We start from the raw sequence: 23219 nt of genomic DNA on the forward strand, positions 1-23219 counted from the left end.
ACAGACGTTCGATCGGAGCCAGTGGCCGCGTGATCCAACCGTTACGGGGTGTCGTGAAGGGCACCCTCACGGCGTTAAGTGTCGTGAGGGTGCCCTTCACGGCACTCAGGAGGTGGGCGCCGACGACGTCGTGTCGGTCTTGTTCAGCTCCTGGCAGTTCTTCGCCTTCTTCTCCGCCTCGGCGAGGTTGGACTGGACGAAGGTGTCCTGGAAGTCCGTGCCGACCTTGGCGAACTCGCTGAGCTGCGTACCGACCTTGGAGAACGCCTCGGCGATGGCCGCCGGGTCGTTCGGGTCGGCGGCGTCGATGGCCTTCTTGGCGTCGTCCAGCGCGGTCTTGATCTTGCCGAAGACCTCGGTCGCGGAGTTGACCAGCTTCTCCGAGTCCGGGTGCGGACCGTTCTTGAGGCCTTCGAGCTCCTTGATCGACTTGTCGACGGAGGCCGAGCCGTTGCCGAGCCACTCCGAGAAGCCCGTCTTGAGCTTCGCCGGGTCGGACATGTCGAGCTGCGGCTCGGTCGACAGCGACTTCACCGCGTTGAGGCTCGCGCTGCACACCTTGTCGACCCAGGCGACGTTCGCGTCGTCACTGCCGGAGCTGGAACTGGAGCCGGAGCCGCTGCCGCCACCGCTGCAGCCGGTGACGGCGAGAGCCGCCGCGGCCAGCACCACAGCGATCTTGAGGCGGTTCTTCATGTGCACTCCCCACGGGGGGTTGGGGGCTGAAGGACGGGGGCGGACCTTACCCGGCTACGTCAATTGGACGTGGGAGCGACGCCCAGATTGCGCATTTCCTGACACTTCGGGGCACTCGTCGCGGCCTTCTCCAGCTCTGGGACGGCCTCGAGGTCCTTCAGCGGGTCCGCGAGCTGGCTGAGCTTCGCGATCGCCTCTCCGGCAGCCTGGAGGCCACCAGAGGCGTCGTTCGCGTCGGCTTGCTCGATCTTGGTCTTCGCCTCGGTGAAGGTGGCGGCGAGCGTGGTGAACGCGTCGGCCATCTTGTTCACGGCGGCCTCGCCGCCCGCGATCGGTGACGGGCCGACCTTGCGCAGCTCCTCCGCGGACTTGGTGAAGGCGGCGGAGAGCTGGCCCATGTAGGCCGCCATGTCGGCCTTCAGCTTGGCCGGGTCACCGCTGTCCAGCTTGGGCGCGCTCTTCTCGAGCTTGGCGAACTCCGAGGCGGCGGCGCAGACCTTGTCCATGTACTGCACGGCCGCGGCGTCGTTGGCGGAGCTCGTGGGCGAGGTATTGCCGCCGTTTCCCGAAGTACAGCCGGCGAGCACGACGGCGGCGGCGACTGCTGCGATCCAGACGTGGCGCATTGCCTGACCATAACCCGGAACAAGACGAAGGGAGCTTTCCAGACGCTGTGCGCCTGGAAAGCTCCCTCGCCGGGGTTGTTGCTACGCGGCGCCGTTGCTCACGGTCTCCGCGGGGGTGTCCGCGATGGCCGTGCCACGACGCTTCGACACGGTGACCGCGCCGATGATCACAATGGCGGCGACCGCCGCGATGATGAAGCGGATCGCGTCGTTCGCGCCGTCACCGACCGTGAAGGCCACGATCGCGGGCGCGATCAGCACCGACACCAGGTTCATCACCTTGATGAGCGGGTTGATCGCGGGACCGGCGGTGTCCTTGAACGGGTCGCCGACGGTGTCACCGATGACGGTCGCGGCGTGCGGGTCGGAACCCTTGCCGCCGTGGTGGCCGTCCTCGACGAGCTTCTTCGCGTTGTCCCACGCGCCACCGGAGTTGGCGAGGAACACGGCCATCAGGGTGCCGGTCGCGATGGCACCCGCGAGGTAGCCGGCGAGCGGGCCGACGCCGAGACCGAAGCCGACGGCCACCGGGGCGAGCACGGCCATCAGGCCGGGCGTCGCGAGCTCGCGCAGCGAGTCCTTCGTGCAGATGTCGACGACCTTGCCGTACTCCGGCTTGACCGTGCCGTCCATGATGCCGGGGTTGTCCCGGAACTGGCGGCGCACCTCGAACACGATCGCGCCCGCGGCGCGCGTCACCGCGTTGACCGCGAGGCCGGAGAACATGAACACGACGGCCGCGCCGATGGCGATGCCGACGAGCACGTTCGGGCTGAACACGACGAACGAGAACGAGGTCAGGTCCGGCTTGAGGTTGCCGGCCTTCTGCAGCGCCTGACCGATCGCGTCGCTGTAGGAGCCGAACAGCGCGGTCGCGGCGAGCACTGCCGTCGCGATCGCGATGCCCTTGGTGATGGCCTTCGTGGTGTTGCCGACCGCGTCGAGCTCGGTGAGGATCTTCGCGCCCTCGCCGTGCACGTCACCGGACATCTCGGCGATGCCCTGCGCGTTGTCCGAGACCGGGCCGAAGGTGTCCATCGCGACGATGACACCGACGGTGGTGAGCAGACCACAACCGGCCAGCGCGATCGCGAACAGCGCGACGACGACCGAACCGGACAGCAGGAACGCGCCGTAGACGGCGGCACCGATGACCAGCGCGGTGTAGACGGCGGACTCGAAGCCGACCGAGATACCGGACAGGATGACGGTGGCCGCACCCGTCAGCGACGTCCGGCCGACCTCCTGCACCGGCTTGTGCTCGGTGCCGGTGAAGTAGCCGGTCAGCCAGAGGATGACGCCGGCGAGCACGATGCCGATGATCACCGCGACGGCCGCGATCAGCGACGGGTTGCCGTTGGTGGCCTTGATGGCGTCGGAGACGCCGTTCAGGTCGGCGAACGAGCCCGGCAGGAACGCGAACGCGGCGATCGTGCAGAGCACCGCGGAGATCACGGCCGAGATGTAGAACGACCGGTTGATCGCGGTCAGGCCTCCCTCGCCCGAGCGCGCATTGGTCGTGTAGACACCGATGACCGCGGTCAGCACACCGATCGCGGGCACGATCAGCGGGAACAGCAGACCCTGCGCACCGAACGCGGCGGTGCCGAGGATCAGCGACGCGACCAGGGTCACGGCGTAGGACTCGAAGAGGTCCGCGGCCATACCGGCGCAGTCACCGACGTTGTCACCGACGTTGTCGGCGATCGTCGCGGCGTTGCGGGGGTCGTCCTCGGGGATGTTCTGCTCGACCTTGCCGACCAGGTCGGCGCCGACGTCAGCGGCCTTGGTGAAGATGCCGCCACCGACACGCATGAACATCGCGAGCAGAGCGGCACCGAAACCGAAGCCCTCCAGCACCTTCGGCGCCTGGCCCGCGTAGACCAGCACGACCAGCGCGGCGCCGAACAGGCCGAGGCCGACGGTCGTCATGCCGACCACACCACCGGTGCGGAACGCGACGCGCATCGCCTTCTCGCGGCCGCCTTCGCCCTCGTTGGCGGCCGCGGCCACCCGCACGTTGGCGCGCGTGGACAACCACATGCCCAGGTAGCCGATCGTCGCGGAGAACGCAGCACCGACGACGAAGAACAACGACCTGCCGATCCGCTCGCCGATGTCGTCGGCGGGAAGCGCGAACAGCAGTACGAACACGACGACGACAAAAATGCCGAGCGTGCGGAACTGCCGATTGAGGTAGGCCGCTGCGCCCTCCTGAACCGCCTTGGCGATGTCCTGCATCTTGGTGGTTCCTTGGCCGGCGGCCAGGACCTCCCTGAGCAGCACGTACCCGACGGCGAGAGCAGCCAGGGCGACCACGGCGACCGCGGCTACGACGCCGCGATCACCTCCGGAGAGCTCGAGGCTCTCCGCGAGGAATTGCCGGGACATCCGTCCTCCTGGTGAGTTGCCATTGCAGCGCCAAGGCGACCAGCCGCCCGGACGCGACGTGATGCATCCCTCATTGGATGCGATGAGCGGGGAGTCTAAGGGTTGCTTACACCGAGACAACAAAGTGTCCCGATCCGTGCACACACCGTTATCCGCCCAGGAAGGCGAGTCGGACTGTCAGGGGTCTGTGCAAAGCTCGGTCACGTGGTGGATCAGGGACGGCGCCTGCTGGACCGCGTGCTGGCCGGGGTGCCCGCCGGGGAGTCGCCGCTGACGCACGTCAGCGACCTGCCCCAGCGCGTGGCATCCCATGCGCCGTGGCCTTCGTGGGCGCCTTCGTCGGTGGTGTCGGCGTTCGAGTCGTGCGGCGTTTCGTCGCCGTGGGAGCACCAGGCTTCCGCGGCGTCGTTGGCATGGTCGGGTTCGAACGTCGTCGTCTCAACAGGCACCGCGTCCGGCAAGTCGCTGGCCTACCAGCTGCCGGTGCTCAGCACCTTGGTCACGGACTCGCGCGCGACCGCGTTGTATTTGGCGCCGACGAAAGCACTTGGGGCGGACCAGCTCCGCTCGGTGTGCTCCCTGGGGCTGCCTGGTGTGCGCGCGGCGTCGTTCGACGGCGACACGCCGCTCGCGGAGCGCGACTGGGTGCGCGAACACGCCAACTGGGTGTTCACCAACCCGGACATGCTGCACCGCGGGATCCTCCCCCGGCACTCCAAGTGGCTGCGCTTCTTCCGGCGGCTGGCGTATGTCGTCGTCGACGAATGTCATGCCTACCGCGGCGTCTTCGGCTCCCACGTCGCCCTGCTGCTGCGGCGCCTGCAACGAGTCGCCCGAAAGTATGGTTCTTCGCCGGTGTTCGTGCTCGCGTCGGCAACGGTGTCGGATCCCGCCGCTTCGGCGTCGCGACTGCTGGGCGCTTCGTGCACGGCGGTGACGGAGGACTGCTCGCCGCGCGCGTCCCGCACGGTGGCGTTGTGGGAGCCGCCGTTGACGTCGCTGGCCGGTGAGCACGGCGCCCCGGTGCGCCGGTCCGCGGGCAGCGAGACCGCCCGGATCCTCGCCGACCTGGTCGTCGAGGGCGCACGTTCTTTGGCCTTCGTACGTTCACGGCGCGGTGCGGAGCTGGCCGCTATCGGAGCCCGCAGAGTTCTGTCCGAAGTGGACTCGTCACTGGTTCCTCGGGTAGCCGCCTACCGATCCGGCTACCTGCCCGAGGAGCGCCGGGCGTTGGAGAAGTCGTTGTCCTCCGGCGAATTGCTGGGCGTCGCGACGACGAACGCGTTGGAACTGGGCGTCGACATCGTCGGCCTCGACGCCGTTGTGGTCGCCGGTTTCCCAGGCACCCTGGCGTCGTTCTGGCAGCAGGCGGGACGCGCCGGCCGAGCCGGCGACAGCGCTCTGGTGGTGTTCGTAGCGCGCGACGACCCGTTGGACACATACCTCGTGCACCACCCGTCGGCCGTGCTGGACCGCCCGGTCGAGGCAACTGTGTTGGATCCGACGAACCCCTATGTGCTGGGCCCGCAACTGGCGTGCGCGGCCGCCGAACTACCCCTCACCCCAACGGATCTCGAGGCCTTCGGCCCGGCCGCCTCCTCGGTGCTGGATTCGTTGGTGGCGGACCGCGTGCTGCGCAAACGCCCCGTTGGCTGGTATTGGGCGTCGCACGACCAGCCGCACGCGGGCGTCGACATCCGCGGGTCGGGCGGCGATCAGGTCGCCGTAGTGGAGGCCGACTCCGGCCGCATGCTCGGCACGGTCGATCCGGGTTCCGCGTGCTGGCAGGTGCATCCCGGTGCCGTATATCTGCACCAGGGCGCGTCGTACGTGGTCGACGAGCTGGATCTCGAGCACGGGCTCGCCATGGTGCACGCCGAGGAGCCCGAGTGGACCACCCAGCCGCGTGACGTCGTCGACATTTCCGTTGTGGACACAGTGGAAAGCCTGTCCTTTGACGGCGTCACCGTCTCGTTGGGTTCGGTGGAGGTCACGACCCAGGTGGTCGGCTACCTGCGCCGCCTGCCGTCCGGCAAGGTCATCGACCAGATCCCGCTCGACCTGCCGTCGCAGACCCTGGACACGCGGGCCGTCTGGTACACCATCTCCGATTCGTTGCTGGGCGACGTCCTGGAGCACCGCCGCGTCGCCGGCGCGTTGCACGCCGCCGAGCATGCGGCGATCGGCCTGCTGCCGTTGTTCGCCGTCTGCGACCGTTGGGACATCGGCGGCGTGTCGACGGCCGTGCATCCGGACACCGGTGCGGCGACCGTGTTCGTGCACGACGGGCATCCGGGCGGGGCGGGGTTCGCGGACCGGGGTTTCGCGGCGATCGTGCCGTGGCTGACGGCGACGCGTGAGGCGATCAGTTCCTGCACGTGCCCGTTCGGGTGCCCGTCCTGCGTGCAGTCGCCCAAGTGCGGCAACGGAAACGAGCCTCTGGACAAGGCGGGCGCGGTAGCGGTGCTGGAGGTGGTGCTGAAGGCGATCTCGTAAGCCCCAGAACTGTCAGACCCTCCCGGTACGCTAAATCCGGGCCCCTGACTTCCCTCGCCCCGAACCGAAGCACCCCCGAATCCGATCCTAGTCGCGGGGTCTGACAATTTCGGTGCCCTCGCAGCTCGCACACCCCGGCGCGCTTCGCCCGCCACGTGCCGACGGCGTTCAGGTTTCCATGCCAGGACGGGATTCAGGTCGTACGCCACGAGGGTTCCGACAACCTCGGCGAGCTCTCACCCATAAACCTTGTACGCCGCGGCGGCATTCGGCTCGGTAACGCCTACCTCCGACCCCACCGGCCCTGCGCGATCACGCACGCCGATCACGCATCCCCGATGGGGCACCACCGCCCTGCGCTGTCGCGTCGGCGTGTCGAGCCTGTTTTTTCGCGGCCACCGAGCGAAGCGAGCTGAGCCGCGAAAAAACACGCTCGATGCGCCGACTTCCCGGCGACAGCGCCGTCCGAGCGGAGCGAGGACAATTAGATACAGAACGCGCCGGGGGCGACGGTCGCGGGTCCGACCGACGCGCACCCCGGCGCGTTCCACACTGCCGAACACTCGGGCGGTGGTGCCTGCTACCGCTGCACGACGTTTGCCTTGGGACATCGGCGGATTCTCTTGGTCGTCGCTCATGGACATTGGGAGGCGTCGTTGTCCGTGCGACGGGTTTCCGGGAGGAGGATCCGGCTTCGCCGACCGCGGCCTGCTGCTGGGCTAGGCCACTATCGTCCTTTGGCTCAGTGGTGCGCGGGAGGCGCTCCTTTCCGCTCGGTGTTCGGCTTCATGCCCGTCCGATCATCCGTCGAAGTGCGGGGTACGACGGTTCCGCCGGATCGGGCAGGTGGTGCGGCCGCGCTGGGCATCGTTCTCGGGGTTGTCGGGGAGAGTCCACAACGACACCCAGCGCGGCCGGGTCTACATCAGACGGACGCCAGTTCGGGGGTCTCGGCCATGTGCAGCACCTCGACCAGTGCGTCCTGCACGATGTGCGCGTCCGGGAGGTCGCGGCCGCAGATCTGCGGCTTGACCCGCCAGTGCACGACACCGTGCGACATCGGGGTGGGCGGCAGCGGGATGTACTCGCCCTGTGCCAGGTGACGGACGTCCTCGTGCTGGCGCAGCTCGGTGTTGAGCGTCGAGCCGGACGCCACGAGGAACATCCACCGGCCGGCCGGCGTCGCCGCGATCGGCACCGGGATGCCCATGTTGCGCAGCGCACCCGCCGCGCGGCGGCCGAGGTCCGTGCCGACCTCGATCGCGTCGACGACGTGGCCGGTCGCGACGAGCAGGCTGTACGAGCGGCCCGCCCACCAGGTGGCGACCTGCTCGGGCCGCGTGCCGATCCGCTCCTGCCAGTCGCGGTGCACCGGAACCGGGCCGGCGGCCTCGAGGCCGTCGCGGCCGGCCCACTTCGTCTCGCCCGTTGCGGAGACCGTCGGATAGGTGCCTGGCAGCACAGGCCAACCGCGCCACGCGAGGCTCACGGCCTCAGCACGCAGCTCGATGCGGAAGGCCCCGCGCCAACTATCCGACCACTCCATCTTCCTTCGCCTCCAAGATCTGCTCGACACCATCGGACACCGTGTCGGTTTTCGTAGGACACCGTGTCGGTGCCGCCACTACAACTAACGACACCGGCGGCAAGCGAAGTAACCCTCGCTCGACAACTGGTAGCTATGAGACGGCGAACGCCAGGTACGTGACCGAGCAACTGAACTGTCGCGGTTTGGTTCGATCAACGTTCAGCATGTCCGGACCCCGGTGTGAGTCCGCTCACCGCCGGAGGACGACCGCTCGTCGTGCCCCAAACGTCCCGATCTTCGGCCGGACCTGCCTTTGAACGTGCGCTCGCCGGGCCGAACGGCGTATCCGCGGACACCCGTACGCCGACCTCCCAGCCGCTCACCGCGCACTCGTCCAACCGGCTCCGGTTCCGTTCGGCGACGCGTCGCGCCTGGTCACAGGCCACACCGTCACCCTCGATCAACCGCGTCGCCGCGGCGAGCGCCGCCAGATCGGCCGCACCGGTCACCCGGTGGCGGGTGATGACCGCTGAACCGACCTGAACGCCTGCGGCCAACAGAACCAGCAGGACCGCGGCCAACCCGACGCCGCTCACCGTCGCCGAACCGCGGTCGTTCACGTCGGCTCCAGCACGGCGAACGCCTCGGCTCTCAGCCGAAACCCATGACGAGTCGCGGCTACTTCGACGATCACGGAATCACCGTCCTCATGCACGGTCACCGTGGCGCCGGGCGCGATGCGCCGTGCCGCGGCCTCGGCATGCCCCCGGTCGCCGCGCGCGATCAGCCGGGCCGCCTCCCGCGCCGCGTCGGTGCAGCGCAGCTGACCGACCATCGCGCTCATCCCGCCCGCGGCCAGCGCGAGGACCGCCAACAGCACGCAGATGACGACCGCCGCCTCAACGGTGACCATGCCCCGGTCATCGGTCAGCTCACCGCCGACAGCGCGCTCTGCACGATCTGCGCGAGCTTGGCCTGAACGGCATCGCTCTTGATGATCAGATACAGCGCCGTGGCGAACGCCGCGGCCATGACCAGGCCGATGGCGTACTCGACCGTCGACATGCCGCGGTCGTTCTTCAGCGGGTTCCACATTCGTCTCTCCTTATTGTTCGAGGAACTTGGCCGCGAGTCCGAGCACCACCGGCAGCACGCCGACGCACACGAACGCGGGCAGGAAGCACAGCGCCAGCGGTCCCGCGACCAGCACCGCCGCCCGCTGGGCGCGCGCCTCGGCCCGGTCGCCGGCGTCCGCCCGCATCCGCGCCGCCAACTCGGCCGCGGCCTGAGCGAGCGCCGTGCCCGACCGGGCGGTGCGTCTGGCCGCCACGGCGAGCGGTGCCGTTTCCGGGTCTTCGAGCGCTTTGGCCCACGCCTGCTGCGGGTCCGCGCCCAGGGCGAGGAGTTCGGCGACGTGGTCGAGCGCCGGCACTTCGATCGCGCGCACCGCGGTCGCCACCGGGAGGCCAGCCCGGAGGCAGGCGGCGAGCAGGTCCCAGTCCGCCGCGCGCTGGAACGGCGAGTCGTCGGGCGGTATGGGCGGGGGCGGCGGGTCGTGCTGGCGGGTGAGTCTGGATATCGCGGGCGGGCGCGTGGGTGCGACCAGCAGGGCCAGGGCGAGTAGGAGGAGGGTCATGTATGGGCTGCCTTTGTCGTTAGGCCTGTGGTCCATAGGAGGCCTGCGGCGGTGAGGAGCGCACCCAGCACGAGCAGGGTTTGACCTGGAACGGTGGCGAAGAGCACGTGGGCGGGTTCGGCGCCGCTTGCCTGGCCGAGTAGGAGGCCCAGTAGTGGGAGGGCGGCCAGCACGGCCGCGCTGGCGCGAGGTCCGGCCATTCGGGACTCCAGTTGGCGGGCGAAGGCGGCTCGTTGGGCCAGGTCTTGGCGCGTGGCGTCCAGGACCTCGGCCAGCGCTACGCCGTACCGCGTGGAGACTTGCCAGGCTCTGGCCAGTTGCGTCAGGGCCAAGTGCGGGTGTTGTGGCGCCAGGTCGTGCAAGGTCCGATTCACGTCGCCGCCCAGGTTTGCCGTGGCAGCAACGGCTTTCAGGACATCGGAGGCGGGCTGCGGGCAGTCGGACGCCGCATTGGTGGCGGCTCGGGGTGCGGGGGCACCGGCCTTCAGTTCCGCGACCACGCCTGCCAGGCCGGTGATCAGTGCTTCGCTGGAGGTCAGGCGGATTCGTTGGGCTGCACGGGTTTTGGCCACGCGATCGACAGTCCACATCAGAATGAAAACTGCGATCAGAGCGCCGAATCCCAAGGGGCAGGCCAGAATGGACAGCGCCGGCAGGGGGATTCGTGGCAGGCGTTTCGGGGATCGTGGGCGCAGGCGGTTGATCGGTTGGAACGACGGCCACACCAGGAGGGCGAGAGCGGCCAGGATGGCGGTCAGCACAGAAGCTCCTTCAGCTCGTGGCCCTGCCAGTCCGGGCGCCAGGCGGGGCGGACCACGACGTCGTCGCCGACTCTGGTGAACAGGCCGATCTCCGCCAGGTGACGTCTGCCGTCGGGGGCCCGCCGCATGTGCAGGACGAGGTGCAGCGCCGCGGCCAGCTGGCTGTGCAGGGCACGTCGGTCGAGGCCACCCAGGGCTGCCAGTGCCTCCAGGCGCGCGGGGACTTCCGTGGGCGAGTTCGCGTGCAGGGTTCCCGCGCCGCCGTCGTGGCCGGTGTTCAGCGCGGACAGGAGTTCGCACACTTCGGCGCCGCGCACCTCGCCGACCACGATCCGGTCCGGACGCATGCGGAGGGCTTGGCGCACCAAGTCGCGAACGGTGACCTCGCCCGCGCCCTCGACGTTCGGCGGGCGGGCCACCAGGCGGACGAACTGGGGATGGTCGGGGCGTAGCTCGCCCGCGTCCTCCACGCACACCACGCGTTGGTCCGCGGGAACGCAGCCGAGTAGCGCGCCCAGCAGTGACGTCTTGCCGCTTCCGGTGCCGCCGACCACCAGGAACGCCAGGCGGGCCGCGACGATCGCGCGCAACAGGTCGGCGGTTTGGCGGGAGAACGTTCCTAGTGCGCAGAGGGCGTTCAGGTCGTGGCCCACCGGGCGGAGCACTCGCAGCGACAGGCATGTGCCGTCCGGCGCCAGTGGTGGGAGAACTGCGTGCAGGCGGACGTTGCTACCGGGCAGCCAGCCGTCGACGCACGGGGACGCCTCGTCCAGGCGGCGGCCCACGGCGACTGCTAGGCGTTGCGCCAGACGCCGGACGGCCGCTTCGTCGGGGAAGCGGATCTCCGTGCGGCGCAAGCCGTTCCGGCCGTCGACCCACACCTGGTCCGGCGCGGTGACGAGGACGTCTGTGGTGTCCGGGTCGCGCAGGAGAGGTTCGAGCACGCCCGCACCGACGAATTCCTGGCGGAGGATGTGGAGTGCGTCGAGGACGTCCGCGTCGGCCAGGACTCCGCCCGCTTCGGAGCGGACGGCGCTCGCCACGGCGGCCGGGGTGATTTCCGGGACGCCGACGAGGCGCTCGCGGACTCGATCAACGAGTAGGGCTGTCATGAAGGCAGCTCCTCGCAGATCGCAGCGAAGTGCTGCTGCGGAAGCGACCCGACGCAGACCAGATGCGCGCGGACGCGATCTACCAACAGAGCCGTCATGAGCACAGCTCCCTGAGGAGCGTCACGAAGCGCGGTCGGCATCCGGACGTCGACAAGGCGCTCGCGGACTCGATCAACGAGTAGGGCTGTCATGAAGGCAGCTCCTCACGGACGCCATCTACCGACAGAGCCGTCATGAGCACAGCTCCTTCATGATCACGCGTGCCGCAGCGGCCAGCGGCGACCGGACGCCGACCGAGCACGCGCAGACCAGCGGGGCCGTCATGAGCGCAGCTCCTGCAGGATTTCCCGCGCCGCGGCGGCCAACGGGCCGCGGCTTGGGAAGCGGCCGTGCTCGAGGATCGCTGCCAGGCGCGGCTCCGGGCGCATCTGCGTCAGCAGTGGGACGCCTACTACGTCGGCGACCTCCTCGGCTTTGAGACCCGCCGGCGAGGGGCCGCGGACCACCAGGCGCAGGGATCCGGTGACGCGGTCCGCCACTCGTCTTGCCGCGGCCGCGGCGCGGACCTCGGCGGGCACGACCATGACTGCCATGTCGGCTCGGTCGAGTGCGGCTTCGGCTGCCGGTGGCAGGTGGCGGGGTAGGTCGCAGACGACGGTGCAGCCCGCGCGTCTGCCCGCGTCGAGGACGGCTGTCACGGCCTGGGGTGTGGGGCCTGGGCCCTCGCGGTCACACGACAGCACGGTCAGGTTTCCCTTGGCGGGCAACGCGCTGCGCAGTGCGGACATCGGGACACGGCCGCTCACCTGTACCGCCGGCCAGCGCGCGCCCGTCACCTGCTCGGCACCCAGTGTGAGATCGATTCCACCGCCTAGCGGGTCGCAGTCGACCAGCAGGCTCTCCGAGCCGGTGCCTACCGCGGCCAAGGCGACGGCCGCGCACAACACGGAGGCGCCGGCACCGCCGCGGCCGCCGAGCACGGCGACCACCCGGCCATCGCGCAGCGGCGGCCCCTCGCGGATGTCGGCCAGCTCCGCGATCAGGCGTTCGCCGTCCGACGGCAGGGAGAACACCCGCTCCACCCCGACGGTCAGGCTTTCCTCCCACGGCGGATCGCCGCTGCACACCAGGAAGACGCCGTCACGGCGGGGCAGGTCGGCGGAGGCGCATGCGCGGGCGCCGGCGGGGTCCAGCAGTACGAAAGGGGCCGTCTGCCACAACGGGCGCAGCGCGTCCGCGTCGGGCACGCGGACCAGTTCGCAGTCCGCTGCGGCCGTCAGGCGGAGGAGGTCGTCCAGAAGGGCCGGGTCGTTCACGAGGGCGGTGGGGGTCATGGACGCACCATCGCGTTTGGTGACCAACGACACAACGTGCTCAAGATCAAGATGTGGACAAATCCGGCGCTGTGGACAAGTCGCGATCTTCGACGCCCTGGAACGGCCGAATTGTCACGGGTGTGTGAGATGGTGGGCGGTTGCCGCGAAGCGGGCGCAGAGGTTTGTCGGAAACCCGGAGCGACCTGACCCCGGACATGGGACGACCCCCGCCAGGGGGGAGGGACGGGGGTCGTCAATGGTTCAGTCCCGGGGGGTCGGACTGAACCCGTCCGTCGAACCGGACCCTCCTACTGTATCCCCATGCGCCAGAGTCGCGCGCGCCTTCCGTTGTACGGACACGACGAGTTTTTCAAGAACGAATTCGTATAGAGCCGAACTGAGGTCCGAACGGCTCAACCCGACACGGCATCTGGTTTCGTCAACCGGCGAACCGCCACCCGAACGGCCCAATTCAAAGGTCACCTAAGCTGGCGCCGTGAGCCAGCCTCAGGGAACCCGGATCGCGGCATTCTTCGACCTCGACAAGACGGTGATCGCGAAGTCGAGCACGCTGGCGTTCAGCCGCCCCTTCTTCCAGGAGGGGCTCATCAACCGCCGTGCGGTGCTCAAGAGCGCCTACGCGCAGTTCGTCTTCATGCTCTCCGGCGCCGACGCGGACCAGATGGAACGCATGCGCGCCCACATCACGGCGCTCTGCGCGGGCTGGGACGTCGAGCAGATCCGCGGCATCGTCGACGAGACGCTGCACGACATCGTCGACCCGCTGGTCTACAAGGAAGCCGCCCAGCTCATCGCCGACCACAGGACCGAGGGCCACGACGTGGTCGTCGTGAGCGCGTCGGGCGAGGAGCTCGTCTCCCCCATCGCGACCATGGTGGGCGCCACGCACAGCGTCGGCACGAAGATGGTCGTCCAGAACGGCCGCTACTCGGGCGACATCGACTTCTACTGCGCGGGTGAGAACAAGGCGGTAGCGATCAAGCACCTGGCCGAGGTCCACGACTACGACCTGTCCCGGTGCTACGCGTACTCGGACTCCGTGACCGATCTCCCGCTCCTCGAAGCGGTCGGCCACCCCACGGTCGTCAACCCGGACCGCGGTCTGCGCAAGGTCGCCGCACAGCGCGGCTGGCCGATCCTCGCGTTCTCCGACCCGGTGCCGCTGCGCGCCCGGATTCCCACCCCGTCGGGCAAGGCCGTGGCGGCCACCGCGATCGGTCTCGGCGCCGCCGCGGCGGCCGGCGTCGCGTGGTACGGCATCCGCCGACGCAGGAACAAAAGTCAATAGGTGACTGTCAGTTGTAGACGGTTGGTACCGCTACGCGTGAGTAACCACAACGGCCCGCACACGTGGTGTCTGTGTGGGTGTCCGAAGTCGCCCCGTCGGCGGTACCCACCAAGAGCGGCAACGAAAACAGCGCCTGAGTCAAGGCTCTTTCACTACTGAACGTGGCTTGACCGGTGCACCCGTCCGAGCCCTTGCTGTGACCGCCGACACGCACTACAAATGGAGGTGCAGACCTCAGGTCGGCCAGGGACCAGACGAAGAGAAGTCCGGATCCACCCCGACGGAGCTCTGTGCGCGGACTTCGAGCACCCACGCGCAGCACGCCGCGGGAGGCTTGTCGTCTAGGGCCTGCGTACCGGGACGCCGGACGCCGAGGCCAGGGTTGTACGACACGAGTTGCACGCTTGGTAACTCGAAAGCCCGCGCTGTTGACGGCGGACCCAGCAATGGGTCCGCCGTCTGCTTGTTGGGGGTGTTTACGCCAGAATGCGCACCCGTTGACCCACCGTGATCACGTGAGTAACTTGCGGACCACGCCAGTTACCGGTGGGGGACTAACGGGAGGGCTGCAGGTTGCGCAAACTCGCTGTCGCACTGGTCGTGTCCATTTCGGCAGCACTTGCTCCGCCGGCCGAAGCCGACGCGATGACGATCGCCCTCCAGCGAATGTCGCTCGAGGAGAGGGTCGGACAGCTCTTCGTCACGTGGGTGCACGGCCAACGCGCGGACGAGCCGAATCCGAACAACCGCAAGGACTTCGGCGTCGACACCGCCGCCCAGGTCGTCGAGAAATTCCACCCCGGCGGAGTCATCTACTTCAACAACTCCTCCCGCGACAACATCGACACACCCGGTCAGATCGCGGCACTCTCCAACGGTCTGCAGAGGGCGAGCCGCATCCCGCTCGCCATCTCGACCGACCAGGAAATGGGTCTGGTCACCCGCATCGGTCCGCCCGCCACGCAGTTCCCCGGCAACATGGCGCTCGGCGCGGGACGGTCCGCGAAGGACGCCGAACAGGCCGCCCGGATCACCGCCGCCGAACTGCGCGCGATGGGCATCAACCAGGACTTCGCGCCGGACGCCGACGTCAACTCCAACCCGGCCAACCCGATCATCGGCGTACGCAGCTACTCCAGCGACCCCACACTGGCATCGGAGCTGGTCAAGGCCCAGATCAAGGGCTACGAGCAGCACATGTTCGCACCGGGGGCGGTCTCCGCCACGGCCAAGCACTTCCCCGGCCACGGCGACACGAAGGACGACAGCCACACCAGCCTCCCGGTCGCCACGCGCAACCTCGAGCAGTGGCGCGAGATCGACGCCCCGCCGTTCAAAGCCGCTGTGCAGGCCAAGGTCGACTCGATCATGACCGCGCACATCCAGATGCCGAACATCGACCCGTCGGGCGAACCGGCCACGCTCTCGAAGCGCATCATCACCGGCCTGCTCCGCGAGGAGCTGCACTACGACGGCGTGATCGTCACCGACGCGCTGGGGATGGCCGGCGTGCGGGTGCTGCACCCGAACGACGCCGAGATCCCGATCCTCGCCCTGAAGGCCGGCGCCGACCAGCTGCTCATGCCGGTCGACCTCGAACGGGCGATCAACGCGGTCGTCGCCGCCGTCAAATCGGGTGAACTCACCGAGTGGCGCATCAACCAGAGCGTCCTGCGCATCCTCAGGATGAAGTTCCTGCGCGGCATCCTGAACACGAAACCGGTCGACGAGAACGTCGTCATCGGCACCCAGCCGAGCCTCGATGCCGCCCAGCGCATCACCGACCGCACCATCACCGCGATCCGCAACGACGGCAACGTCCTGCCGTTCCACCCGCTGAAGCCGTTGGTGGTCGGTACCAGTGAAAACCCGGCGAAGGCCCTGGCCGGGCACCTCAACGCCACCACCAGCGTCACCAGCCTGAACCCGACCGCCGAACAGATCGACGCGGCCGTCGCCGCGGCGGCCACGGCGGACGCGGTGGTCCTCCTGACCAACGGCCTCTACGTCCGGCCCGCGCAGCAGGAACTGCTTTTCCGCTTGCAAGCAACCGGAAAACCGGTCGTAGCGGTCGCCACGGGCGTCCCGTACGACGTCGCACAGAACGCGCCGGTCTGGCTCGCCACCTACGGCACGACGGGCCCGAGCATGGCGGCGTTGGCGAAAGTCCTGACGGGACAAGCGAAACCGCAGGGCAAGCTCCCCGTCCACGTGTCGGGCAAGTACCCCTTCGGCCACGGGCTCAGCTGGTGAGGCGCCGTCAGCTACTGGCGGGAGCACTGGCCGTTCCCGCGCTCACGATCACGGGCGAGGCACAGGCGAGACAGCGCCTCACCACCGGCGCCGAGCAGCTCGCGCAGGACGGCTGGCGCAAGCTCAAGGGCCGCAAGGCAGGCATCCTCACCAACCCGACCGGCGTACTGCGCGACCAGACGCACATCGTCGACTCGATGGTCGCCGCCGGCGTCCCGCCCGTGGCGGCGTTCGGCCCGGAACACGGCTTCCGCGGCACCGCCCAGGCGGGTGGCTCCGAGGGCGACTACCTCGATCCACGCACGAAGATCCCGGTGTACGACGCGTACGGCGCCAACGCCACGAAGCTCGCCGGGATGTTCACCAAGGCCGGCGTGGACACCGTCGTCTTCGACATCGCGGACGTCGGCGCGCGCTTCTACACCTACATCTGGTCGATGTACACGGCGATGCAGGCGGCCGCGATCGCCGGGGCGTCGTTCCTCGTCCTCGACCGGCCGAACCCGGTCGGCGGCACCGCGAAGGGGCCGCAGCTCGACCCCGCGTATGCCACCGGCGTTGGCAAGAAACCCGTTGTGCAGCAACACGGAATGACCGTCGGCGAGCTGGCCCGGCTGTTCAACGGCGAGTTCCTCGGAGACGACGGCGGCCAGGTCGAACACCTCGAGGTGATCAACCTGAAGGGGTGGCGGCGCGATCAGCTGGACACCGGCCTGCCGTGGATCCCGCCCAGCCCGAACATGCCGACGCAGGACACCGCGCTCGTCTACCCCGGCACGTGCCTCTTCGAGGGCACGGTGCTGAGCGAGGGCCGCGGCACCACCCGGCCGTTCGAGACGATCGGCGCACCGGACGTCGACTGGCGCTGGGCGGAGCAGCTGAACACGCTGGGGCTCAAGGGAGTGCGCTTCCGCGAGACCTACTTCGCGCCCACGTTCAACAAGTTCCAGGGCAAGACGTGTGGCGGCGTCGCGCTGCACGTCACCGACCCGGACGAGTTCGACGCGATCGAGACCGCGGTCGCCATGATCGTCACGGTCAAGGCGCTGTACCCGGCCGTGTTCGCCTGGCGACCAGACAACTGGATCGACAAGCTGTCCGGCTCGGACCGCCTGCGCCGCATGGTCGACGCCGGCGCCAAGACCGACGAGATCGCCGGCGCCTGGCACGACGAGCTCGCCCGGTTCCGCCGCACCCGCATCCCCTACCTGCGCTACCGGTGAGGCCAACCATGAAGATCCCCGCCATCGCCGTACTGTCCGTCCTTCTCATGGCCTCACCCGCGCACGCCGATGCGAACAGCGGCCGCTACGACCGGCCGCAGCAGGGGTTCGCGCCGCCGACGACCGTGCTCCACAACGCCGCGCCGGAGAGCGTGGGCCTCGACCCGGCCCCGATCAACGCGGCACTGCACCAGGTCGACGAGTACACAAAGGGTCAACCACACCCGTTGTTCTCCGGCGCCGTCACGTTGTACGCCCACGATGGCGCGGTCGTCACGCATCACCCCACCGCCTGGGCGGTGCGCTACTCCGATGCCACGACCGAGCTGCCGGTCGAGGACCGCGTCCCGATGGCCACGGACACGATCTTCGACATGGCGTCGATCTCGAAGCTGTTCACGTCGGTCGTCGTGATGCGGCAGGTCGACGCCGGCCGGGTCGACATCGACCAGCCGGTGTCGCGGTACCTGCCGGAGTTCGGGGTCAACGGCAAGGAGCACATCACCGTCAAGCAGCTGCTGACGCACACCTCCGGGCTGGAGCCGTTCATCGCGCTGTGGAGGCTCTACCCGGATGTCCCGTCGCGCATCAAAGCGGTCATGGACATCAAGCCGAAGTACACCCCCGGCACCACCTACGTGTACTCGGACCTGAACCTGATCACGTTGGGGAAGCTGGTCGAACGGGTCACCGGCAAGCCGCTGGACGTGCTCGTCGCGGAGGGCATCACCGGCCCGCTCGGCATGCGCGACACCGGCTACAACCCGCCGAAGAGCAAGCTGGACCGCATCGCCGCGACCGAGTACCAGACGACACCGCCGCGCGGCATCGTGCGCGGTGAGGTGCACGACGAGAACGCCTGGTCGCTCGGCGGCGTCGCCGGGCACGCCGGGATCTTCTCCACCGCGTGGGACCTCGCCACGCTCGGCCAGACCATCCTCAACGGCGGAACCTATGCGGGACAACGGGTTCTGTCGCGGCAGTCGGTCGAGCTGATGCTGACGAACTTCAACCAGCGGTTCCCGGAGAACTCACACGGGCTCGGCTTCGAGCTCGACCAGCGCTGGTACATGGGCGCCCTCGCGAGCCCCGGCACCGCCGGGCACACCGGGTTCACCGGCACGTCGCTGGTGATCGACCGGGCGTCGCGCTCGATCGCGATCCTGCTGACCAACCGGGTCCACCCGAGCCGCGACTGGGGCAACATCAAGTACGCCCGCGCGGCCGTGGCATCCGGTCTGGCCAAGGCGCTGGCCGTGAAACCGGCGAACGGCAACTACTCGTGGACGCCGATGCGGTCCGGGGCGACGCTCAGCACCCCCGACCTGCCGGCGGACAAGAAGCGCGTGGAGTTCGACGTGTTCGTCGACCTCGAACCCGGTGACAAGGTCGTCGTCGACGGCAGAACCCTGCAGGGGTACGGGAAACGCCGCTGGGAGCGCCTCTCGTTCGACACGACGGCCACGAAGCTGACCTTCACCTACACGAGGGCGGGGCAGTACGGCGGCCGTGGCGTCTACGTCTCCAACCTGCGGATCACCGGCCGCAACGGCCTGCTGTTCGACGGTGACCCGATCGCGGACGGCTGGTCACCCGTGCTCCGCTAGCACCCGGCACAACGGCGCGAGCGCCCGTGGGAAGGCGGGCGCGCCGAAGCTGACGACGAGGCCGTGGCGCTCGGGTGCCGCATCGGGATGGCGGTAGTGGTCGAGCCCGCTCACCCCGAGCCCGGCGGCCCGAGCGGCCCGCACGACGGCCGGCTCACGACCGGCCGGGAGCTCCAGCACCGCGTGCAGCCCGGCCGCGAGGCCCGACACCGGCACGGGCGACGCCGCGACGAGCTGGTCGCGGCGTTGCCGGTACCGCGACCGCATGCGGCGGACGTGGCTGTCGTACTCGCCCGAAGAAATGAAGTCCGCGAGCGTCAGCTGGTCGAGCGCGCTGGAGTACTGCTCGCTCTCCCCCTTCAACGCCACAACGGGGTCCACCAACCGGTCCGGCACCACCATCCACCCGAGCCGCAGCGCGGGCGACAGCGACTTTGAGGCCGTGCCCAGGTAGACGACCCGCTCGGGGTCGAGCCCCTGCAGGGCGCCGACCGGGTCGCGGTCGTAGCGGAACTCGCCGTCGTAGTCGTCCTCGAGGACCCACGCGTCCGTCGCGCGCGCCCACTCCACGGCATCGGCCCGCCGGCGCGGATGCAGCGGCCCGCCGAGGGGGAACTGGTGCGCGGGCGTCAGCAGGGCGGCGGGCACCGCCGGCATGTACTCGACGCGAACGCCGTGATCGTCGACCGGCACGGGCGTCGTCGCCGACAGCAGGTCGCGGTGGAAGCCCAGCCCGTACGACTCGACCGCGAACGGCCCCGGAACCAGGACGTTCAACAGCCGCAACGCGTGCGCGGTGCCGGACACGACCACGATCCGGCCTGGATCCGCCCGGACGCCGCGCGCTCGCGCGAGGTACTCCGCCAGTGCGACGCGCAGCTCCACGCGGCCCTGTGCGTCGCAGGGCGCGAACGCGTCGTGCGGCGCGACGGTCAACGCACGGCGGGCCGACCGCAGCCACCCGGTGCGCGGGAAGAGCGTGATGTCGGGCGTCGAGACCGAGAGATCGAGCATGGATTGCGCGACCGTGGCCTGCCGAAGAGCAGGAGCCGGTGGCGTCACTCGTTGGGCCACTCGCGTGCCGGACCCGCGGCGCGCGGTCAGCCAGCCCTCGGCGACCAGCTCGTCGTACGCCGCCGCGACCGTGTTGCGGGCGACCCCGAGATCGACCGCCAACGTCCGCGACGAGGGCAGCCGGGTTCCGGGCGCGAGGCGGGCCGACCGGATCGCGTCCCGCAGCGAGCGCGTCAGCCTCGACCGGAGACCGCCGGTGCCGGACAGGTCGAGGTAGAAGTCGCTACCAAAAGTGGCCCAAGATTCCACACTTAGAGTCCACCATGAACCGGGCCATTTGAGACCATAACGTCAATGCCATGCCACGCATGGACTTCGCCAAGAACGCGCCCGACGTCTACCGCGCCCTGGTCCTGTTCCACCGCACGGCAAAAGCCGGGGTCGATCAGACGATCGCCGAGCTGGTCATGATCAGGGCGTCCCAGCTCAACCACTGCGCGTTCTGCATCAACATGCACACCGTCGACGCGCGCAAGGCCGGCGAGACCGAGGCGAGGATCTACCTGCTGAACGCGTGGGAGGAGGCGGGTGATCTCTACACCGAGAAGGAGCGGGCCGCACTGGCCCTCACCGAGAAGATCACCCGACTGAGCGACGGGTTCGTGCCGGACGATGTCTACGAGCTTGCGGCGAAGCACTTCGACGAACCAGAGCTAGCCCAGCTCATCGCACTGATCGTGAGCATCAACTCGCTGAACCGGATTTCGGTTAGCACCCGGAAACTTCCCGACGTCCGGTGACCTTCTGTCGACACGCCGTGAGGAAATGTCCCCATCAGGGTGACTTTGGGACACAGTAGGGGTGAGTTCTGCCCACTGTCCGTTGACCCCTGGGAGCACGGTTAGTAAGTTTCCCACGTGTCCACTGAATCCAGTGCCGAGTCCAGCCCCCTGGTGAAGATCCGGTCGCTGCTTCCGGGCCTCGCCCGTGCGGAGCAACGGGTCGCCAAGGTGGTGCTGGAGAACCCGGCCTCTGTCGCGCACCGGAGCATCACCGAGGTCGCCGAACAGGCGGGCACGAGTGAGACGACGGTGACGCGCTTCTGCAAGGCGATCGGCGTGGGCGGATACCCCGAGCTGCGCATCGCGCTCGCCGCCGACACCGCTCGCAGCGCCGCCCGGTCCAACCAGGACATGGGTGGCGACATCGGCCCCGGCGACGACCTGCGCCAGGTGGTCGGCAAGGTGGCGTTCGCCGACGCCCGCGCGGTCGAGGAGACCGCCGAGCAACTCGACGTCGAGTCGTTGCAACGGGTCGTGGAGGCCATCGCGGGTGCACGGCGGGTCGACGCCTACGGGTTCGGCGCGAGCGCGTTCGTCGCGTTCGATCTGCAGCAGAAGCTGCATCGCATCGGCCGGACCTGCTTCGCGTGGAACGACACGCACGTCGCGTTGACGAGTGCCGCAGTGCTGACCGGCGAGGACGTCGCGGTCGGCATCTCGCACACCGGCTCCACCGCGGAGACGGTCGAGGCGCTGCGCATCGCGAAGGAGCACGGCGCGACCACCGTGGCGCTGACGAACTTCCCGCGTTCGCCGATCACCGAGGTGGCCGACCACGTGCTCACCACGGCGGCGCGCGAGACGACGTTCCGCTCCGGCGCGATGGCCAGCCGGATCGCGCAGCTCACGGTGATCGACTGCCTGTTCATCGGCATCGCGCAGCGGCATGTAGACACGGCGAAGACCGCGCTCGAGGCGACCTACGAAGCGGTGTCGGGCCATCGGCTCGGCGCGCGACCAGACGGGCGCAGGCGGCCGCGGGAGACCGGTAAATGATCTCCCCCCGGAACGGTGTGGCGGTGAACGTGGAATCTCCGACCGAACAACGGAACCCGCGGACCGTCGACATCGACCGGGTCGCCACCCTCGACGTCCTCCGGATGATCAACGACGAGGACAGCACGGTCCCCGCCGCGGTGGCGGCCGCGCTCCCCGAGGTGGCCCGCGCGGTCGACCTCGCAGTCGGCGCGCTGCGGTCCGGCGGCCGCGTGCACTACGTCGGCGCGGGCACGTCCGGCCGGCTCGCGACGCTGGACGCGGCCGAGCTCGTGCCCACGTTCAACACGCCGCCGGACTGGTTCATCGCGCACCACGCGGGCGGAACCGAGGCGCTGGTCCGCGCGATGGAGGACGTGGAGGACCACTCCGGCGCCGCGCAGATCCGCCGGGCCGTGAAGTCGTCCGACATCGTTGTCGGCATCACCGCGTCCGGCCGCACGCCGTTCGTCATCGGCGCGCTGCAGGAGGCGAACGCGATCGGCGCCCACACGGTGTTGATCTCCAACAACGCCCACGTGCCGATGGAGCCGGACGTCCTGGTCGTGCTGGACACCGGTCCGGAGGCGATCGCCGGGTCGACGCGGATGAAGGCGGGCTCGTCGCAGAAGCTCGTGCTGACGGCGTTCTCCACGGCCGTGATGGTCATGCTCGGCCGGACGTACTCGAACCTCATGGTCAGCATGCGCGCGACGAACGCGAAGCTGCGCGGCCGGACCGTGCGGATCCTCGCCGAGGCGACCGGGCTCGAGGAGCAGGAGTGCGTCGCCGCGCTGGCCGAGGCGAGCGGTGACCTGAAGGTGGCGCTGGTGCACCTGTTGTCCGGTGTGCCGACCGCGCGGGCGGCCGAGGCGCTGACCTCGGCGAACGGTCACGTCCGCAACGCACTCGGCGCGTTAGCCGGGTAGTACCGGGCGCCACGGGATCGGCGTCGACAGCACCATCGCGCTGGACGTCTCGCCGTGGCTCGCGAGCCGCACGAGCAGGCGTTCGAGCTCAGCGATGGTGCTCGTGGCGACCTTGACGACCGAGCAGATGTCGCCGGTCAGCCGGACGACCTCGACGACCTCGGGCATGTCGTCCAACAGCTCCGGGTGCACCGTGATGCACCGCGGGCCGTAGCACTTCATCCGCACCAACGCGACGACCGGCCGGCCCACCGCCGTGGGGTCGACCGTCGCCCGATAGCCGGTGATGACACCGATGTTCTCCAGCCGTCGAACGCGCTGCGCGACCGTCGGCGGCGACACGTGGACCCGGCGGGCGAGCTCGTTGTACGACAGCCGTGCGTCCTCTTGGAGGGCCTCCAACAGGGCGCGATCCACGTCGTCCAACACGAATGCAAAGGTACTCGTCCGAACGCTTTGCGAACGTGAGAAGTTCGTCCCCGTTCGCACTTCGTCATCCATTCAG

General features: G+C 69.1%; 22 protein-coding genes. 9 read left to right on the top strand and 13 right to left on the bottom strand.

The genetic code is table 11. The annotated features are described in order from the left end of the window. Positions 1 to 105 precede the first annotated feature (105 nt). The 3 genes from QSK35_RS25465 to QSK35_RS25475 all read right to left on the bottom strand — a co-directional run bounded on the left by QSK35_RS25465 (position 106) and on the right by QSK35_RS25475 (position 3713). Entirely contained in the window at positions 106 to 696 is a 591-nt protein-coding gene (locus tag QSK35_RS25465) for a hypothetical protein (protein WP_285750000.1), read from the bottom strand. Positions 697 to 755: 59 nt separating this feature from the next. Beyond that, positions 756 to 1322 carry a hypothetical protein gene (locus QSK35_RS25470; protein WP_285750001.1) on the bottom strand — a complete coding sequence of 189 codons (567 nt, stop codon included), beginning with the start codon at positions 1320 to 1322 and terminating at the stop codon, positions 756 to 758. Between the two features lie 81 nt (positions 1323 to 1403). Further along, positions 1404 to 3713: a sodium-translocating pyrophosphatase gene (locus tag QSK35_RS25475; RefSeq protein ID WP_285750002.1), complete on the bottom strand. Its 2310-nt coding sequence runs from the start codon at positions 3711 to 3713 to the stop codon at positions 1404 to 1406. 204 nt (positions 3714 to 3917) lie between these two features. On the opposite strand from QSK35_RS25475, the gene QSK35_RS25480 reads away from it, so the two are divergent. Further along, the gene (locus QSK35_RS25480) at positions 3918 to 6209 is read left to right on the top strand and encodes a DEAD/DEAH box helicase (protein WP_285750003.1); all 2292 of its coding nucleotides are present in this window, start codon (positions 3918 to 3920) and stop codon (positions 6207 to 6209) included. Positions 6210 to 7134: 925 nt separating this feature from the next. On the opposite strand, the gene QSK35_RS25485 is transcribed toward QSK35_RS25480, so the two are convergent. From QSK35_RS25485 to QSK35_RS25515, 7 genes are all read right to left on the bottom strand, one after another. Further along, positions 7135 to 7755: a bifunctional DNA primase/polymerase gene (locus tag QSK35_RS25485; protein ID WP_285750004.1), complete on the bottom strand. Its 621-nt coding sequence runs from the start codon at positions 7753 to 7755 to the stop codon at positions 7135 to 7137. 194 nt (positions 7756 to 7949) lie between these two features. Further along, complete coding sequence (locus QSK35_RS25490) at positions 7950 to 8357, bottom strand: Rv3654c family TadE-like protein (RefSeq protein ID WP_285750005.1); 408 nt, start codon at positions 8355 to 8357, stop codon at positions 7950 to 7952. Continuing rightward, the gene (locus QSK35_RS25495; protein WP_285750006.1) at positions 8354 to 8650 is read right to left on the bottom strand and encodes a TadE family type IV pilus minor pilin; all 297 of its coding nucleotides are present in this window, start codon (positions 8648 to 8650) and stop codon (positions 8354 to 8356) included. The genes QSK35_RS25490 and QSK35_RS25495 overlap by 4 nt, the downstream gene beginning before the upstream one ends. Positions 8651 to 8664: 14 nt before the next feature. Further along, positions 8665 to 8832 carry a DUF4244 domain-containing protein gene (locus tag QSK35_RS25500; RefSeq protein WP_285750007.1) on the bottom strand — a complete coding sequence of 56 codons (168 nt, stop codon included), beginning with the start codon at positions 8830 to 8832 and terminating at the stop codon, positions 8665 to 8667. 10 nt (positions 8833 to 8842) lie between these two features. Beyond that, on the bottom strand, positions 8843 to 9373 hold the full coding sequence (locus QSK35_RS25505) for a type II secretion system F family protein (RefSeq protein WP_285750008.1): 531 nt from the start codon (positions 9371 to 9373) through the stop codon (positions 8843 to 8845). Next, a complete protein-coding gene (locus QSK35_RS25510; protein WP_285750009.1) occupies positions 9370 to 10134 on the bottom strand; it encodes a type II secretion system F family protein in 765 nt (254 codons plus the stop codon). The genes QSK35_RS25505 and QSK35_RS25510 overlap by 4 nt, the downstream gene beginning before the upstream one ends. Continuing rightward, a complete protein-coding gene (locus tag QSK35_RS25515) occupies positions 10128 to 11246 on the bottom strand; it encodes a TadA family conjugal transfer-associated ATPase (RefSeq protein ID WP_285750010.1) in 1119 nt (372 codons plus the stop codon). The genes QSK35_RS25510 and QSK35_RS25515 overlap by 7 nt, the downstream gene beginning before the upstream one ends. Before the next feature lie 29 nt (positions 11247 to 11275). On the opposite strand from QSK35_RS25515, the gene QSK35_RS25520 reads away from it, so the two are divergent. Beyond that, positions 11276 to 11428, top strand: coding sequence for a hypothetical protein (locus QSK35_RS25520; protein WP_285750011.1), 153 nt, complete (start codon positions 11276 to 11278; stop codon positions 11426 to 11428). A gap of 138 nt (positions 11429 to 11566) precedes the next feature. Here QSK35_RS25520 and ssd read toward each other — a convergent pair whose 3' ends face one another. Continuing rightward, a complete protein-coding gene (gene ssd, locus QSK35_RS25525) occupies positions 11567 to 12580 on the bottom strand; it encodes a septum site-determining protein Ssd (protein WP_285750012.1) in 1014 nt (337 codons plus the stop codon). Between the two features lie 478 nt (positions 12581 to 13058). Here ssd and QSK35_RS25530 point away from each other — a divergent pair, with 478 nt between their 5' ends. The 4 genes from QSK35_RS25530 to QSK35_RS25545 all read left to right on the top strand — a co-directional run bounded on the left by QSK35_RS25530 (position 13059) and on the right by QSK35_RS25545 (position 18954). Further along, complete coding sequence (locus QSK35_RS25530; protein ID WP_285750014.1) at positions 13059 to 13871, top strand: HAD-IB family hydrolase; 813 nt, start codon at positions 13059 to 13061, stop codon at positions 13869 to 13871. Between the two features lie 645 nt (positions 13872 to 14516). Then, entirely contained in the window at positions 14517 to 16124 is a 1608-nt protein-coding gene (locus QSK35_RS25535; RefSeq protein ID WP_285750071.1) for a glycoside hydrolase family 3 protein, read from the top strand. After that, on the top strand, positions 16118 to 17347 hold the full coding sequence (locus tag QSK35_RS25540; protein WP_502881716.1) for an exo-beta-N-acetylmuramidase NamZ family protein: 1230 nt from the start codon (positions 16118 to 16120) through the stop codon (positions 17345 to 17347). Before QSK35_RS25535 ends, QSK35_RS25540 begins: the two co-directional genes overlap by 7 nt. 8 nt (positions 17348 to 17355) lie before the next feature. Next, on the top strand, positions 17356 to 18954 hold the full coding sequence (locus tag QSK35_RS25545) for a serine hydrolase domain-containing protein (protein ID WP_285750015.1): 1599 nt from the start codon (positions 17356 to 17358) through the stop codon (positions 18952 to 18954). Here the strand turns inward: QSK35_RS25545 and pdxR are convergent. Continuing rightward, a complete protein-coding gene (pdxR, locus tag QSK35_RS25550) occupies positions 18937 to 20277 on the bottom strand; it encodes a MocR-like pyridoxine biosynthesis transcription factor PdxR (protein WP_285750016.1) in 1341 nt (446 codons plus the stop codon). The two genes, QSK35_RS25545 and pdxR, sit on opposite strands and share 18 nt — an antisense overlap. Before the next feature lie 50 nt (positions 20278 to 20327). On the opposite strand from pdxR, the gene QSK35_RS25555 reads away from it, so the two are divergent. From QSK35_RS25555 to QSK35_RS25565, 3 genes are all read left to right on the top strand, one after another. Then, a complete protein-coding gene (locus QSK35_RS25555) occupies positions 20328 to 20768 on the top strand; it encodes a carboxymuconolactone decarboxylase family protein (RefSeq protein ID WP_285750017.1) in 441 nt (146 codons plus the stop codon). Between the two features lie 117 nt (positions 20769 to 20885). Then, a complete protein-coding gene (locus tag QSK35_RS25560) occupies positions 20886 to 21806 on the top strand; it encodes a MurR/RpiR family transcriptional regulator (protein ID WP_285750018.1) in 921 nt (306 codons plus the stop codon). Next, a complete protein-coding gene (locus QSK35_RS25565; protein ID WP_285750019.1) occupies positions 21803 to 22714 on the top strand; it encodes an N-acetylmuramic acid 6-phosphate etherase in 912 nt (303 codons plus the stop codon). The genes QSK35_RS25560 and QSK35_RS25565 overlap by 4 nt, the downstream gene beginning before the upstream one ends. On the opposite strand, the gene QSK35_RS25570 is transcribed toward QSK35_RS25565, so the two are convergent. Continuing rightward, complete coding sequence (locus QSK35_RS25570) at positions 22703 to 23143, bottom strand: Lrp/AsnC family transcriptional regulator (protein WP_285750020.1); 441 nt, start codon at positions 23141 to 23143, stop codon at positions 22703 to 22705. The genes QSK35_RS25565 and QSK35_RS25570 overlap by 12 nt on opposite strands. Between the last annotated feature and the right edge of the window lie 76 nt (positions 23144 to 23219).

Source organism: Lentzea sp. NBRC 105346, assembly GCF_030269605.1.
Taxonomy (GTDB): Bacteria; Actinomycetota; Actinomycetes; order Mycobacteriales; family Pseudonocardiaceae; genus Lentzea.